Raw genomic sequence first — 15,668 nt, forward strand, 5'->3', positions numbered from 1 at the left:
CGAACGTTAAGTTCCAGCCCATGCATGCCCGCGCGATTCGGCGCAGGTTCATTGCGCGGCCATCGCCACCGCCGCAACCGTGCGTTGTTGCACAGTTGCCATCGCCACACGCAGACGCGTGGCAGCGATGGCGATGGCACGAGCTGAATTACAGGATCCGCACTCTGCACTCCGCACGCATGCAGCAGTGCGCACCACTGCAAGCGGCGATCAGAAGCTGTAGGCCAGTTGCGCATAGATGCGTCGCGGCTCGCCCGGGAAGTGGCCGCCGCGCGCATTGAAGCCGCTCACCGCGTACACCTTGTCGAACAGGTTCTTGACGTTGATCTGCAGCTTCCATGCGTCCCACTGCGTCTGCCAGCTGATGTCGTAGATGGCGTACGGTTTGACCCGTTGGCCTTCGAGGCTGACCCGCTCGCCCACGTAGTCGGCGCCGAACGCGACCGCCGAGCGCCATGCCGGCAGGTCGTAGCGGGTCCATAGCCCGAAGGTGTTGCGTGGTGCGTTGGCAAAGCGATCGCCGGAGGCATTGGTGATGCCATTGGTCCCCGCGTCCAGCACGCGGGCATCGTTGTACGCATAGGTCAGGTTGAGCACCCAACGCTCGGTAAGGTCGGCCAGCAGGTCCACCTCCAGCCCTTCGCTGCGCACCAGTCCGAGTGCAGACAGCTGATTGACCCCATCGACGACGGCTCCATTGGCCTGCACGATGTTGCTGCGTTCGATGCGATACAGCGCGGTGTTGAGGGTCAACCCACCATCGTTGAGCGCGGTTTTCAGGCCAAGCTCCCACTGCGTGCTGCGTTCCGGATCGAATGGCCCGCCCACGCTGGCATCCTGATTGGCCGCATCCTGCGGCAGGAAACCGCTGGCATAACTGGCGTAGGCATTGACGCCATCGCGCAGCACCACGGTGCTGCCCACGCGCCAGCTGAGGTCGTTGCCGGTGACACGCGAATCGTCCAGCAGGTTGTCGTCCTTGAAGCCGTCCCAGCGCACGCCGGCCATTGCATGCCAGCGCGGCGTCAGCGTGAGTTCGTCCTGCAGATACGCGCCATAACGCTGGCTGCGCGTGCTGGTGGCGCGCCAGGGCAGTGTGTCCAGCCCGTAGTCGTAGAAGCCGCTGCGCCCGTACACCGGGTTGAACAGATCGATACCCGGCACCGGCCCGCGCACGCGCCCGGTATCGGCGGTGTTGGCGGTCTGTGCACGGAAATCGGCATCCAGACGGTAGTAATCGGCGCCCATCAGCAGCTTGTGTTCGATCGCGCCGGTGCTGGTGCGGAACACCGCGTTGACGTTGCTGGAAATCGCATCGTTGTCGCGGTACTGGTTGCGCAACTGGCGCGTCATCCACTCGGCCGTACCGTCGCGATCGCGGTCGATCAGGCCCATCGGCTCGTGATAGATCTGATGTTCGTCGTTCTTGAACCAGCGCACCGCCATGTCCACGTCCCACGCGCTGGACGGCGCAAACCGGTACTGCGCGAACGCCACCTTGGCGCGCATGTCCAGAAAGTCGGTGGGTTCGTTGTGGTTCCAGCGGCGGTCGGTGAGGAAGTTGCCATCGTCATCCACCGGCACCCCGCGCAGGCGGTTGCCGCCCAGGTTCTGGGTGATGTCGGTGTACTGCAGGGTGAGCTCGCCGGTGTCGCCGATATCGAAGGCCACCGACGCATCGCCGATCTGGCTTTGACTGTCGGTGTTCCAGCGAAAGCCGTCCTCGCCATCGGCATAGGTGCCGACGCGGTAGCGGATGCGGCCGTCGGCGCGCGCGGGGCCGGTGGCTTCGAACGAGGCGGCGCCGAAGGACTGATTGCCCACCTGCAACTCGATCCGGCGCTGCGCCTGATGCGCCGGCTTGCGGGTGACATAGTTGATGACGCCGCCCGGCTCGCCGCCGCCATACAGCGCGCCCGCCGGACCCTTGAGCACCTCCACGCGTTCGATGTTGAACAGCTGCGGCACCGAGAAGCCGGCGTACGGGTCGCCGCGCAGTCCGTCGTAGAGCACGTTTTCCTGGCGGAAACCGCGCAAGGTCACGCCGGCATAGCTGAAGAAACTGATGCCGCTGATGCTGCGATACAGATCGGTGATCTGACGCGCGGCCTGGTCGTCGATCAACTCGCGCGGCAGGACCTGCACCGATTGCGGCACCAGTGCCAGCGGTGTATCGGTCCGCGTGGCCACGGCGGCGTCGTCGGATTTGTAGAGGGTCTGCGCGCGGCCGACGACATTCACGCCATCCAGCTCGGTCAAGGCCGGAGGGGTGCTGTGTTGAGCGAAAGCAGGCAGGGCAGGCAGGGCGAGCGCAGCGGTGAGCGCGGTGACAAGGAGCGTGGGGCGCATTGGTTGCTAATGGGAATGGTTATCAAATGCATCTTAGCACGATGTGATCTGCCAATTGCAGAGGTCGCTGTGGAGGGGCGAAATGTGTGGGCGTGGTTGTGTGATTTGTTTGTGTGCGTGTGCGTGCGCGGATGCAGTCACGCGAGCTGCGAGCTGCGAAGGCAGAAGGCAGAAGGCAGAAGACAGAAGACGTAAGGGAGGAGACAGAAAGCAGAAAGCACAAGGCATGACTGCACGAGGACATGAGGACCAGGTCGAGGGCATAGCCTTCCTTCTCCCGCCGGGACGTTGTCCTCCTTCATGGGGGGAGAAGGTGCCCGAAGAGCGGATGAGGGTACGTGCGAAGCCACGTGTCGTTGCGTCTGCACGAGCACGTTGAGTGACGCACTAACAGCGGCGTCGATTGCTCTGCAGCATTGCTTGACGCGCCGTACCCTCACCCCAGCCCCTCTCCCGACGGGAGCGGGGCTTTGCAGCGCGGTGAGGTTTTGCGATTGTTCTGCTCGTGTGCGTTTGAGCGCTCTCGATGCAAGGGGCATTGCAGCCAACGGGCGTGCAGCATTGCGTAATGCGCCGTACCCTCACCCCAACCCCGCTCCGCACCCGGCCCGCGCTGGCGGCGCGGGAGCTCCAGGCACGCGCCTGTGCGCGCAAGCAATGCCTCATCGCCTCGCCGGGGAGCGGCTTCAGAACATGGCGGTCATGCCCGCATTCCCTTCTCCCACCGGGAGAAGGTGCCCGAAGGGCGGATGAGGGTGCGGTGCCGCGGGATGGTGCCGGTTGCGGGACTCGCGTCGGCTCTGGCTGATCCATAGGATGAAGCCCGTACCCTCACCCCAACCCCTCTCCCGACGGGAGAGGGGCTTCGCATGGCGGCGATGCTTGATGGTTCTTGTTTTTTTCCGTATCCGCTATGCAGCAGCGTTGCAGGCGCTTTTACTGCGGATGCAATTGCAGCGTGTAGCGCGTGGCAGTGGGCAGAAAAGGTGTGGGTCGTCCATGCACCCAATCGTCGTGGCCCGCGCCCCAGAACGGTGACAGCGGGTGGCCGCTCTGGCCGCCGGGCATGTGTACGATGCCGTCCTGTTCGTGCCCGGGAGAGACCACCATGCGCTCGGAGGCGCCGAAAGCCGGGCCTTGCACGCGTGGCATGTCGCGGTCGCCCGGCAGCTGGTCCGGTGGCATGCAGAGCCAGCGGCTGGCCAGCGCCGGCAACGCGCGGGCGATTGGATGGCAGATGGCAGCGGTGTTGCGCTCGCCCCAGGTGCGCTTGCCCAGTGGTTCGCCGGGCGCTGCCTGTGCGGCCAGCTCACGCTGCGCGCTACGGGCGGCGTCGCCAAGCAACTGGTCCCAGCTCGCACAGCTTGGTGGCAGCAGATGCGCCGGGCGCTGTTGCAGAAGCGGCCACACGACGCCTTCCAGTTGCGCGCGACGTGGCGGCAGAAAGTCATTGCCAAGCGCAGCTTTCCCGGGGGCAAGCAGGCCGGCTTCCACCGCAGCGATGGTGTTGCCGCGGAACTCGCGCACGATACGGTAGCTGGCCGAATCGGTGGAGGCATGGCCACTCCACCGCCGCGTTGCGACTTCGATTTGCTGCAAGGCCGGGTCGTTGCTGTGTGCGACCACGCCGCGTAGCACCTGCCACCAACGTGTCAGCAACACCGCGCGATCGTCCAGCTGGATCGCCAGCAGATCGCGCTCGGTGAAGCGCTGCCTGGCGAACAGGGCGTCGCGGATCTGCTGGGCACGTGCGCCCAGGTCGTAGCCGGCATTGCCCAGCGTGGCCAGTTGCTGCGCGTCGACAACCCGGCTGTTGGCGGTCCAGAGCCGATGCGAGGGCGGGTCGATCAGCGCGGGCGCTGCGTCGCTGCGCAGCGGCCACGGTGTGCAAGCGGCCGGCGGCGTGGTCGTCGGCGCTGGCGCGGCGGTCTGTGGCGAGGTTGCAAGGTCGGCGATGCCGGTCGGGCTGCAGCCGGGGTTGCGTGCAGGGCGCGCGCCGATCAGTCGCCAGCCGATGCGCCCGCTGCGGTCGGCGACCACCAGGTTCTGCGCGGGAATGCCGGAGCGGTCCGCTACCGCGAAGGCGTCCTGCAGGTCGCGTGCGCGGCTCATCTGCGCAAAGTCCAGGCGGATGGCGCCGGGCAACTGCGCGGCCCAGCGCAGCGCCAGCACGCTGCCATCTGCATTTTCGTGCAGGATCGGCCCCCATGCCGCTTCGCGCACCTCAAAGCGCACCGGTGCCACGCCGGCGACGCGGATCGTTTCGACATGCGTCGTCAGTGCCTGCGGGTGATCCGGCGTCGCCGGCGCGAGACGCGCGAAGTCGGCGGTGTCGATGTAGCTGTTGGTGAAGGCCCAGGCCACGTGGCCATTGCTGCCGACCACCACCGCCGGCAGGCCGGGCAGGGTGAAGCCGGTGACATCCACCTTGCCATCGGCTGCGGCCGTGTCGGGGTAGCGCAGCCGCGCGCGGAACCAGATGTTGGGCGCGCGCAGGCCCAGGTGCATGTCGTCGGCCACGATGGCGCGGCCGTCGGCGGTCAGGCGGCCATCCACTGCAAAATTGTTGCTGCCCGGCGTGGGCTGCTCGGCCTGCGGCGCGGCGGGTGGATGCGGCAGGCGGCGCAGATCCAGCGTCGCCGCATCCGGCAGCACCGCATCGCCCTGTGCGGGGCCGGACAGCGGCGCGTCCCAGCTGGAACCCTGGTGATCGAGCAAGGCCGCCAGTGCCGGTGGCACCACCGCGCGCAGACGCGCGACGGCCAGTTCGGTCTGGTTGTCGCTGTCCTGCAGGTCGGCGTACATCGCCATGCCGGTCAGGATCGAATCCTCCAGGGTCCAGGCACGCGGCGTCTGGCGCAGCAGCAGGTACGGCCAGGGGCGCACCGGCAGCGCGGTCAGCCCCGCGTTCACACCGTCGGTATATGCCTGCAGCGCGGCACGCTCGCTGCCGGCTGCAATCTGCAGGCTGGCCTGCACGCGTGCGCGCAGCCGGTGGACGCGGTTGCGCTTGTCCAGGTCCACCGCCTTGGCGCCGAACAACTCCGACAGCTCGCCGGCGGGCGCACGGCGCATCAGGTCCATCTCGAAATAGCGCTCCTGAGCATGCACGTAGCCGAGTGCGCGCATCGCATCGATCTGGCTGGCCGCATCCAGCGTGACCACGCCGTTCCGGTCGCGCTGGACGCGCACTGGCGCGTGCAGCCCGGCCAGAGCGGTGCTGCCATCCAGCTGTGGCAGGCTGCCGCGCAGCAGCAGATACAGGGCCACGCCGGCTGCCAGGGCCAGCACCACGATTGCCAGTGTCAGCCGGCCCAGCCATTTGCGCATTTTCATGTCCCTGAGTGTGGATTGCTGACAGGCCGCGATGCGGTGGCGGCGGGCTGCGCAGCGCGGGGATCGCCGATCCGCAGGCCGGCCGCGCCCGTCTTGCGGCATGCACCGTCCATCTGGTCGCCACTGTCGAGTGTGCCTGCGGCGCATGACCGCGATGGGTCTGGCCGCAAGCGCAACTGAAAGTGATTCCGATTAGATCATTGCCCGCCGGCTTAGGGCACCATGCGCGCATTGCGTCACTGGAGCACAGCATGAAAGGCCATCCCGAAGTCGTCGAATACCTCAAACAGCTGCTACGCGGCGAACTGGCGGCACGCGACCAGTATTTCCTGCACTCGCGCCGCTACGAGGATCAGGGCCTGATGGCGCTGTACGAGCGCATCAATCATGAAATGGAAGAGGAAACCGAGCACGCCGATGCGTTGCTGCGGCGCATCCTGTTCCTGGAAGGCGACCCGGACATGCGACCGGCCGAGTTTGCGCCGGGCAAGACGGTGGTGGAGATGCTCGAGCGCGATCTGGTCGTCGAATACGAAGTGCGCGCAGCATTGGCTGCCGGCATGAAGCTGTGCGAAGAGCACGGCGACTATGTCAGCCGCGACGTGCTGCTCAAGCAGCTGCAGGACACCGAAGAAGACCATGCCTGGTGGCTGGAACAGCAGCTCGGCCTGATCAAGCGGATCGGCCTGGAGTTGTACCAGACCTCGAAGATCGACAAGGGCCCTGTGGCCGGTTGATCGCCACGGCTGCAGGAACGCGCGGTGCAAGGCCGCGCGCAGCAGCCAGCGTGTGATGCGGCCAGGCGCGTGCCTGGCCGGCCGCCATCAGCCGCGTTGCAGGCGATAGACGACGGTGGACAGCGCGGTGACGCCATCGGCGCGAAAGCGCGGCTCCTGATCGAGGATGTCGCGCCGTTCCAGCACTTCCACCTGCCAGTTGGTGTCCAGCAACGCGTGTACCTGCGCGGCGCCCACCGAAAACGGCGGACCGGCTTTCTCGGCTTGCGGATACTCCAGCGTGATCAGCAGGCCGCGGCAGTCTGCCGGCAGGCGCGCGTACGTCGTATCCAGATAGCGTTGACGCAGGTCCTCCGGTAACGCGACCAGCGCTGCGCGGTCGTACACCGCCCCGCAGTCGGCGAGCAGGCTCGCCTCCAGGGCAAATGCATCGCCGCAAATGATCTCGATGGGACCGGCGACAAAATGCTCGCCGGCAGCGCTGATGCGACGCTGCGGTTGCAGGCCCGCTTCGTCGAAAAACTGCACCACTGCCAGCGGCGACAATTCCACGCCCAGCACCCGATGGCCTTGTGCGGCCAGCCAGTGCATGTCCATCGTCTTGCCGCATAGCGGCACCAGTACGCGGGTGTCAGTGGGCACCTGCAGCTTGGGCCAGTGCTTGCGCAGCAGGGGCATGACCTCCTGCTGGTGGAAGCCGATCTGTCCGTGCTGCCAGCGTTGCAGCCAGAAGTCTGTGTCCATGGAAACGTCGTGTCCTTGCGCGGCATGCGCAGCGCGCGCCGCTCGATTGATATGTCGATTACAGCGTTGGCACTACAGCTGACGCAGCTCGATCAGCCAACGCAGCGGCGCCGATCGCACCGCCGCGCAGGCATATGGCGAAGCCGCGTTACTGCACTTCCAACCGCGCCTCGGTCGCCTGAGGCGACCGCAGTCCCAGCCGCGCCGCTGCGCGCCGGATGGGTGAACACCCGTTACTGCACTTCCAACCCGCGCCTCAGTCGCCTGAGGCGCCCGCAGTTCCAGCCGCGCCGCTGCGCGCCGGATGGGTGAACAACCGTTACTGCACGTCCAGCCCGCGCCTCGGTCGCCTAAGGCGCCCGCAGTCCCAGCCGCGCCGCTGCGCGCCGGATGGGTGAACCCCCGTTACTGCACTTCCAGCCCATCCACCTTCTGCCACCCACGCGGCAACAAGGACCCACGACTAGCACGCGCGCCCACATACGTGTCCAGATCCTTGAACGACAGGCTCATGGTGCGGGCGCCGCTGCGCACCAGCAGGGTATTGCCCGGAGCGACCGCCACCACCGCCACTACACGCTCGGTGCCGAGCTTGGCCTTGGGGATCTCGATGATCTTGTTGCCCTTGCCCTTGTCCAGCTCGGGCACCTCGGTCGCCGGCACCGCCAGCAGGTTGCCGGCGCTGGTCACCGCGACAATCCGGTCGGTCTGCGGGTTGTTCACCTGCGCCGGCGTCAGCACGTGCGAGCCGGCGGTGAGGTTGAGCATCGCCTTGCCGGCCTTGTTGCGGCCGGTGAGGTTTTCGAAGCGGGTGACGAAACCGTAGCCGTGCGAGGACGCCAGCACGAAGCGGGTGGCGTTGTCGGCACTGGCCATGACCTGGAACGCGGCGCCAGAGGCCGGCGAGAAGCGCCCGGTCAGCGGTTCGCCATTGCCACGCGCGGAGGGCAGGGTGTGCACGGCGGTGGAATAGGCGCGGCCATCGGAATCCAGGAATGCCACCTGGTGGGTGCTGCGGCTGCGCACCGCCGCCCGCAGGCCATCGCCTTCGCGATACGACATGCCGGCCGGATCGACCTCGTGGCCCTTGGCGGCGCGCACCCAGCCCTTTTCCGACAGCACCACGGTCATCGGTTCGCTGGCGACCATCTCGGTTTCGTCGATGGCCTGCGCGGCGCCACGCTGCACCAGCGGCGAACGGCGCGCATCGCCGAACTTCTTGGCGTCGGCAGTGAGTTCGTCCTTGATCAGCTTCTTGAGCTTGGGCTTGCTGTCCAGGATGGCCATGATCTGCGCGCGTTCCTTGGCGAGGGCTTCCTGCTCACCGCGGATCTTCATTTCTTCCAGGCGCGCCAGCTGGCGCAGCTTGGTTTCCAGGATGTATTCGGCCTGTTCCTCGCTCAGCGCGAAGCGCGCGATCAGCACCGGCTTGGGTTCGTCTTCGCTACGGACGATGCGGATCACTTCGTCCAGGTTGAGGAAGGCGATCAACAGGCCTTCCAACAGGTGCAGACGGCGCTCGACCTTTTGCAGGCGATGGTTGAGGCGGCGGGTGACCGTGTCGCTGCGGAAGGTCAGCCATTCGCTCAGCAGGTGCTTGAGGTTCTTGACCTGCGGACGGCCATCCAGGCCGATCACGTTGAGGTTGACGCGGTAGCTGCGTTCCAGATCGGTGGTGACGAACAGGTGGCCCATCAGCTGTTCGGCATCCACGCGATTGGAGCGCGGCACCAGCACCACCCGCACCGGGCTGGTGTGGTCGGATTCGTCGCGGATGTCCTCCAGCCATGGCAGCTTCTTGGCGCGCATCTGCTGGGCGATCTGTTCGATCACCTTGGACGGCGACACCTGGTACGGCAGCGCGTCGATGACGATGTTGGCGTGTTCTTTCTTGTAGGTGGCACGTGCGCGCACGCTGCCGTGGCCGGTTTCGTAGATGTTTCGCAGATCGGCGGCCGGGGTAATGATTTCCGCGGTGGTCGGGTAGTCCGGGCCCAGCACGTGCTCGCACAGGTCGGCGACGCTGGCATCGGGGTCGTCGAGCAGGCGCAGCAGCGCGCTGACGATCTCGTTGAGATTATGCGGCGGCACGTCGGTGGCCATGCCGACCGCAATGCCGGTGGTGCCGTTGAGCAGCAGGTGCGGCAGGCGCGCCGGCAACCAGGTGGGTTCTTCCAGGGTGCCGTCGAAGTTGGCCGCCCAGTCGGTGGTGCCCTGGCTGATTTCGCCCAGCAGCACTTCGGCAATCGGGGTCAGCTTGGATTCGGTATAGCGCATCGCCGCGAACGACTTGGGGTCGTCGGTCGAGCCGAAGTTGCCCTGACCTTCGATCAGCGGGTAACGGTACGAGAACGGCTGGGCCATCAGCACCAGTGCCTCGTAGCAGGCGCTGTCGCCATGCGGGTGGTACTTACCAATCACATCGCCCACGGTGCGCGCGGATTTCTTCGGCTTGGCGGCGGCATTCAGGCCCAGCTCGCTCATGGCGAAGATGATGCGCCGCTGCACCGGCTTCAGGCCATCGCCCAGGAATGGCAGGGCGCGGTCGAGCACCACGTACATCGAATAGTCGAGATAGGCGCGTTCGGCGTACTCGCGCAGCGGCAGCTGTTCGAAGCCGTGGAAGGTGGGGCGGGTCAGATCGGTCATGTAAAGCCAGGTCCTGCGAAAGAGGAACCCGCACCAGGGCGCGGACTCGAAGAGCGCCGATTATCCGGATGCGGCGGGGGATGCCAAGCCGCGCGCATGGCCGGCGGCCAGATAACGGGTGGGCGGGGCGCCGAAATGGCGGTGGAACACACTGACGAAGGCGCTGGGACCGCTATAGCCCAGCTGGTCGGCCACCTGCGCCACCGGGCTGCCCTGGCTGAGCCGGCGCAGGCCTTCGGCCAGCCGCGCCTGCTGCCGCCATTGCGCAAAACTCAGGCCGGTCTCGGCACGGAAATGCCGGCTCAGGCTGCGCGGCGATAGCCCGCCCCAGTCGGCCCAGGCTTCGAGCGGGCGCGGGTCGGCCGGGGTGTCGAGCAGCTGGCGGGCGATGCGCAGCAGCCGGCGGTCGGCCGGCATGGGCAGGTGCAGGTGGTCGATCTGCACCTGGCACAGTTCGTCCAGCAGCACCGCGGCCAGCCGTTGCTGGGCAGCGTCCAGCGGCTGATCCAGCGGCCAGCTGGCGGCACGCATGATCGCTTCGCGTGCCAGCCCAGTCAGGCGGATCACGCCGCCCTGTGCGGGCAGGGCATGGCAGGCATCGGGCCGCACCACCACGCCCCAGCCGCGCATCGGCCCGGCCAGCTCCACGGTGTGCTGCCGGCCGGGCGGCATCCAGCCGGCGCAGCCGGGTGGCAGCGACAGCGTGCCCTGTTCGGTGTGCACGGTGAGCACCCCCTGTTCGACAAACATCAGCTGGCCGCGCACGTGGGAATGCCAGGCGGTTTCCGGTGCCCACACCGCACGCAGGTCGGCCAGGAACGCGATCAGCACTGGCCCGTGTGCCCACTCGAAACTGGCCCGGATGCCGGGTGGCAGGGCATCGATTGTGGTTGGCGGGTTTTCGATAGTCATTGGCGCAATTGTATTAGCGGGCCAGCAATCGCGGCGCGTATCGTGGCGATCCTTGAGCGCGGTTTAATACCGCATAAGATATTTGCGTTGACAAATATATTTTTCGGAACAAAATGTCTGGCATGGACCTATCGCCCACCGCCTCGCCGTCGTTCGGCCTGCTGTTGCGCCAGGTGCGCGACGCGCTGATGCGCCAACTCGACGCCGAGATGAAGGGCGAGCTGCCCGACTTCGGCTTCAGCCACTACGTGGGGCTGAAGGTCCTGGCAGTGCGTTCGCCCTGTACGGCCAACGAACTGGCGCTGGCCCTGGACCAGACCCCGAGCGCGGTCACCCGCCTGCTCGACAAGCTCGAAGCGCTCGGCGCGGTACGGCGCGAGCCGCATGCGCAGGACCGCCGCGCGCTGCAGATCGTCATGACCGACCAAGGTCTGGCGCTGTGGGAGCGGCTGCGCGCGCGTGGCGAGCGTGCCATCGAGCACGGCCTGCGCGACCTGTCGGCGCCCGAGCGCGAGCAACTCACCTCTCTTCTCATCCGTGTCCGCGATGCACTCAACTCATGAACGCTGCTAGCTCCCTTCTCCAGACGCTGCGCCCGCGCTCGACGCGCCTGGCGCGGCCGCTTGTCCTCACCGCGCTGAGCCTGGCGCTGGCTGCATGTGCCAGCAGCCGTGGCCTGGCGCCGCAAGGCACCGTGCTGCAGCCCGGCGACGTGCATGCCGAGCGCACTCTGACGCAGGCCGGGCTGAGTTCCGCCGCATGGCCGGCCAGCGACTGGTGGCGCGCGCTCGGCGATGCGCAGCTGGATGCCCTGATTGCCGAAGGCCTGCAGCACAGCCCCAGCCTTGCCGCAGCCGATGCGCGGCTGCGGCAGGCGCAGGCGCGCATCGGTTCGGCCCAGGCCGACCGTGGCCCCAGCCTGTCGGTGTCCGGCGGCTATACCGGGTTGCAGTTGCCCGAATCGATGGTCGGCGAGGAACTGGGCGGCAGTTACGGCGGCAGCGCGCAGGTGGTGCTGGATTTCCGTTATGGCGTGGATCTGTGGGGCGGCAAGCGCAGCGCCTGGGAAGCAGCGGTGGACCAGGCACATGCGGCCGAGGTGGATGCACAGGCCGCGCGCCTGAACCTGTCCGCAGCGATCGCCGAAGGCTACGCGCAGCTTGCCTATGCCTGGAGCCTGCACGACGTGGCCAACGACGAGCTGGGCCGCGCGCAGAAGACCCTGGAGCTTACCCGGCAACGCCGCAGCACCGGCATCGATAGCGAGCTGCAGGTGCGCCAGGCGCAGGCGCGCGTGCCGGCCGCGCAGCAGCAGGTGCAATCCGCGCAGCAGCAGATCGACGAGGCGCGCACTGCGCTGGCCGCGTTGGTCGGGCAGGGGCCGGATCGCGGGCTGGACATCGCACGGCCTGCCATCGCCGCATCGATCGCCATGCAGCTGCCGAGCAACCTGCCGGCCGATCTACTGGGCCGTCGCCCCGACGTAGTGGCGGCGCGCTGGCGCGTGGAGGCCGCCGACAAGGACATCGCGGTCGCCAAGACGCGCTTCTATCCCAGCCTCAACCTCACCGCGCTGGGGGGGGCGGTCAACCCGGATATCGGCAAGCTGCTGGAAAGCGGCTCGGTGTTCGGATTGGTGGCGCCGGCATTGAGCCTGCCGATCTTCGACGGCGGCAAGCTGCGCGCCAATCTGGCCGGCAGCGATGCGCAGTACGACCTGGCCGTGGCCGATTACAACCAGAAGGTGATTGCCGCGCTGCGCGAAGTGGCCGACCAGGTCAACGCGGTGCGCTCGCTGCAGCAGCGCGTGCAGGCGCAGGACGAGGCCGTGCAGACGGTCAACGCCGCGTTCGGGTTGGCGCAGCAGCGTTACCGCGCCGGCATCGGCAGCTATCTGGAAGTGCTCAGCGTGCAGGAGCAGTTGCTCGTCGCACGCCAGCGCATGGCCGGGCTGCAGTCGCAACAACTCCTGGCCTCGGTGAGGTTGCAGCGTGCGCTGGGCGGCGGATTCACGCCGGAGCCCGCACGCGACACCGCACGCACCGCGACCACCTCCGCACAACCGAATTCCTGAGACAGCGACGATGAGCCAGAGCACTCCAACTTCTTCCCAACCCGCGCCGGCTGCGCCCAGCAAGCGCCGTGCGGCGCTGCGCATCGTGGCCATTCTGGTGATCGTGGCGATCATCGGTCTGGTGGCGTGGTACTTCCTGGTCGGCCGTTGGCACGAAGACACCGACGACGCCTACGTGCAGGGCAACCAGGTGCAGATCACCCCGATGGTGGGCGGCACCGTGGTGAGCATCGGCGCCGAAGACGGCATGCGCGTGGAGCGCGGCCAGTTGCTGGTGCAGCTGGACCCGGCCGATACCGCCGTGGCACTGCAGCAGGCCGAAGCCAACCTGGCCAAGACCGTGCGCCAGGTGCGCGGTCTGTACCGCAGCGTGGAAGGTGCGCAGGCCGAAGTGTCTGCGCGCGAAGTGACGCTGCGCAGCGCCCGTGCCGACTTTGCGCGACGCAGGAATCTGGCCGCCAGCGGTGCCATTTCCAACGAAGAACTGGCGCATGCCCGCGAAGAACTGGCGGCTGCCGAGGCCGCGGTGAGCGGCTCGCGCGAGAGCTTCGAGCGTAATCGCGCGCTGGTGGACGACAGCGACCTGGCCAGCCAGCCGGACGTGCAGACCGCCGCAGCGCAGGTGCGCCAGGCCTATCTCAACCACGCACGTACCGGCGTGGTGGCACCGGTGTCCGGTTATGTCGCGCGGCGTTCGGCGCAGGTTGGCCAGCGCGTGCAGCCCGGCAGCGTGCTGATGGCGGTGGTGCCGCTGGAGCAGGTGTGGGTGGAAGCCAACTTCAAGGAAACCCAGCTCAAGCACATGCGCCTGGGCCAGGAAGTGGAACTGCACTCGGATCTGTACGGCGGTGGCGTGGACTACACCGGCCGCATTGAAAGCCTGGGCCTGGGCACCGGCAGCGCGTTCTCGCTGTTGCCGGCGCAGAACGCCAGCGGCAACTGGATCAAGATCGTGCAGCGCGTGCCGGTGCGCATTGCGGTGGACAGCAAGCAGTTGGCGGGCAATCCATTGCGCATCGGCCTGTCGATGAAGGTCGAGGTCAATCTGCACGACCAGCAGGGCAGCGTGCTGCCGACCAAGCCTGCGACCGGCGCGGTGTTCTCCACCGACGTGTATGCCCAGCAGTTGCAGGCTGCCGACGCCGACATCCATCGCATCATTCAGGACAACCTGCCGTCGCAGGCTGCCACCAAGGCGGGCTGAGCCACCATGTCTTCGCAAGCTCCCACCGCGCCCGGCGGCCCGGCGGCGCCTGCGCCCGCTGCCGGCTTTCGCCCGGCCAGCGTGGCGCTGTGCACCGTGGGCCTGGCCATGGCCTCGTTCATGCAGGTGCTGGACACCACCATCGCCAACGTCTCGCTGCCGACCATCGCCGGCAATCTCGGCGCCAGTTCGCAGCAGGCCACCTGGGTCATCACCTCGTTCGCGGTCAGCACCGCGATCGCCTTGCCGCTGACCGGCTGGCTGAGCCGTCGGTTTGGCGAGACCAAATTGTTCGTGTGGTCCACGCTGGCCTTCACCATCGCCTCGCTGCTGTGCGGCCTGGCGCAGAGCATGGGCATGCTGGTGGTGTCGCGTGCGCTGCAGGGCTTCGTGGCCGGGCCGATGTACCCGATCACCCAGAGCCTGCTGGTGTCGATCTACCCACGCGAAAAACGCGGGCAGGCGCTCGCCTTGTTGGCCATGATCACCGTGGTGGCGCCGATCGCCGGGCCAATCCTCGGCGGCTGGATCACCGACAACTACAGCTGGGAATGGATCTTCCTGATCAACGTGCCGCTGGGCATCATCGCCAGCAGTATCGTGGGCTCGCAGTTGCGCAATCGCCCCGAGCAACTCGAAAAGCCGCGCATGGACTACATCGGCCTGATCCTGCTGGTGGTCGGCGTGGGTGCGCTGCAGCTGGTGCTGGATCTGGGCAATGACGAAGACTGGTTCTCGTCCGACAAGATCGTGGTGCTGGCCTGCGTCGCTGCGGTGGCGCTGGTGGTGTTCGTGATCTGGGAACTCACCGACAAGGACCCCATCGTCGACCTCAAGCTGTTCCGGCATCGCAACTTCCGCGCCGGCACGCTGGCCATGGTGGTGGCGTATGCGGCGTTCTTCAGCGTCAGCCTGCTGATCCCGCAATGGCTGCAACGCGACATGGGCTACACCGCGATCTGGGCCGGCCTGGCCACCGCGCCGATCGGCATCCTGCCGGTATTGATGACGCCGTTCGTGGGCAAGTATGCGTTGCGTTTCGACTTGCGCATGCTGGCGACCATCGCCTTTGTCTTCATGTCGTTCACCAGCTTCTTCCGCTCCAACTTCAACCTGCAGGTGGACTTCGGCCACGTCGCGACCATTCAGCTGGTGATGGGCGTGGGCGTCGCGTTGTTCTTCATGCCGGTGCTGCAGATCCTGCTGTCGGATCTGGATGGGCGCGAGATTGCTGCGGGCTCCGGCCTGGCGACATTTCTGCGCACGCTGGGCGGCAGCTTCGCCGCATCGTTGACCACCTATTTATGGGCACGCCGCACCCAGGTGCACCACGCGCATATCACCGAACACATCTCGGTCTACACGCCGGGCATGCAGGAGCAGGTCACCGCAATGGGGCAGGGCGACCTGCAACGCGGCGCGGCCTCGCTCAACAACATGATCAACCACCAGGCCTCGCAGATGGGCTTCAACGACATCTTCTACCTGCTCGGCTGGACCTTCCTGGCGATCATCTTCTTCCTGTGGCTGGCCAAGCCGCCGTTCGGTGCGGGTGCCGGCGGCGCGGCAGCGGCTGGTGGGCACTGAGCGCTGAGCGCGGCAGCGGGTTGAGCATGAAAAACCCCGCTGAAATGCGGGGTTTTTCTTCGTTCGGGATTTAGCC

Annotated in this window: 10 protein-coding genes; 5 read left to right on the plus strand and 5 right to left on the minus strand. The window is 66.9% G+C overall.

Annotated elements, in window-relative coordinates; all coding sequences use genetic code 11:
- Positions 1-210: 210 nt before the first annotated feature.
- Together RZV17_RS07250 and RZV17_RS07255 are read right to left on the minus strand one after the other, a co-directional pair.
- Positions 211-2,349, minus strand: a complete 2,139-nt coding sequence (locus tag RZV17_RS07250; RefSeq protein ID WP_355608258.1) for a TonB-dependent receptor — start codon at positions 2,347-2,349, stop codon at positions 211-213.
- Positions 2,350-3,285: 936 nt separating this feature from the next.
- Positions 3,286-5,679 (minus strand): penicillin acylase family protein, encoded by a 2,394-nt coding sequence (locus RZV17_RS07255; protein WP_355609237.1) that lies wholly within the window; start codon positions 5,677-5,679, stop codon positions 3,286-3,288.
- 257 nt (positions 5,680-5,936) lie between these two features.
- Between RZV17_RS07255 and bfr the strand changes: the two genes are divergently transcribed.
- Positions 5,937-6,422 carry a bacterioferritin gene (bfr, locus tag RZV17_RS07260; protein WP_068838502.1) on the plus strand — a complete coding sequence of 162 codons (486 nt, stop codon included), beginning with the start codon at positions 5,937-5,939 and terminating at the stop codon, positions 6,420-6,422.
- A gap of 87 nt (positions 6,423-6,509) precedes the next feature.
- Here the strand turns inward: bfr and RZV17_RS07265 are convergent, their stop codons facing one another.
- The 3 genes from RZV17_RS07265 to RZV17_RS07275 form a co-directional block, all read right to left on the minus strand.
- Positions 6,510-7,166 carry a thiopurine S-methyltransferase gene (locus tag RZV17_RS07265; protein WP_355608261.1) on the minus strand — a complete coding sequence of 219 codons (657 nt, stop codon included), beginning with the start codon at positions 7,164-7,166 and terminating at the stop codon, positions 6,510-6,512.
- Positions 7,167-7,571: 405 nt separating this feature from the next.
- Positions 7,572-9,815, minus strand: a complete 2,244-nt coding sequence (parC, locus tag RZV17_RS07270) for a DNA topoisomerase IV subunit A (RefSeq protein ID WP_355608264.1) — start codon at positions 9,813-9,815, stop codon at positions 7,572-7,574.
- 60 nt (positions 9,816-9,875) lie between these two features.
- Positions 9,876-10,727, minus strand: a complete 852-nt coding sequence (locus tag RZV17_RS07275; RefSeq protein WP_355608267.1) for a helix-turn-helix transcriptional regulator — start codon at positions 10,725-10,727, stop codon at positions 9,876-9,878.
- A 122-nt stretch (positions 10,728-10,849) separates the two neighbouring features.
- Here RZV17_RS07275 and RZV17_RS07280 point away from each other — a divergent pair, with 122 nt between their 5' ends.
- Genes RZV17_RS07280 through RZV17_RS07295 form a run of 4 tightly spaced genes read left to right on the plus strand, consistent with a single transcriptional unit; the run spans position 10,850 to position 15,592 of the window.
- A complete protein-coding gene (locus tag RZV17_RS07280; protein ID WP_355608270.1) occupies positions 10,850-11,290 on the plus strand; it encodes a MarR family transcriptional regulator in 441 nt (146 codons plus the stop codon).
- The gene (locus RZV17_RS07285; RefSeq protein ID WP_355608272.1) at positions 11,287-12,801 is read left to right on the plus strand and encodes an AdeC/AdeK/OprM family multidrug efflux complex outer membrane factor; all 1,515 of its coding nucleotides are present in this window, start codon (positions 11,287-11,289) and stop codon (positions 12,799-12,801) included. The genes RZV17_RS07280 and RZV17_RS07285 overlap by 4 nt, the downstream gene beginning before the upstream one ends.
- A 10-nt stretch (positions 12,802-12,811) precedes the next feature.
- Complete coding sequence (locus RZV17_RS07290) at positions 12,812-14,005, plus strand: efflux RND transporter periplasmic adaptor subunit (RefSeq protein ID WP_039410301.1); 1,194 nt, start codon at positions 12,812-12,814, stop codon at positions 14,003-14,005.
- A gap of 6 nt (positions 14,006-14,011) precedes the next feature.
- Complete coding sequence (locus RZV17_RS07295) at positions 14,012-15,592, plus strand: DHA2 family efflux MFS transporter permease subunit (protein ID WP_047693582.1); 1,581 nt, start codon at positions 14,012-14,014, stop codon at positions 15,590-15,592.
- The last annotated feature ends 76 nt before the right edge of the window (positions 15,593-15,668 follow it).

The sequence above is a fragment of the Xanthomonas cannabis genome (assembly GCF_040616535.1).
GTDB classification, from domain to species: Bacteria; Pseudomonadota; Gammaproteobacteria; order Xanthomonadales; family Xanthomonadaceae; genus Xanthomonas; species Xanthomonas cannabis.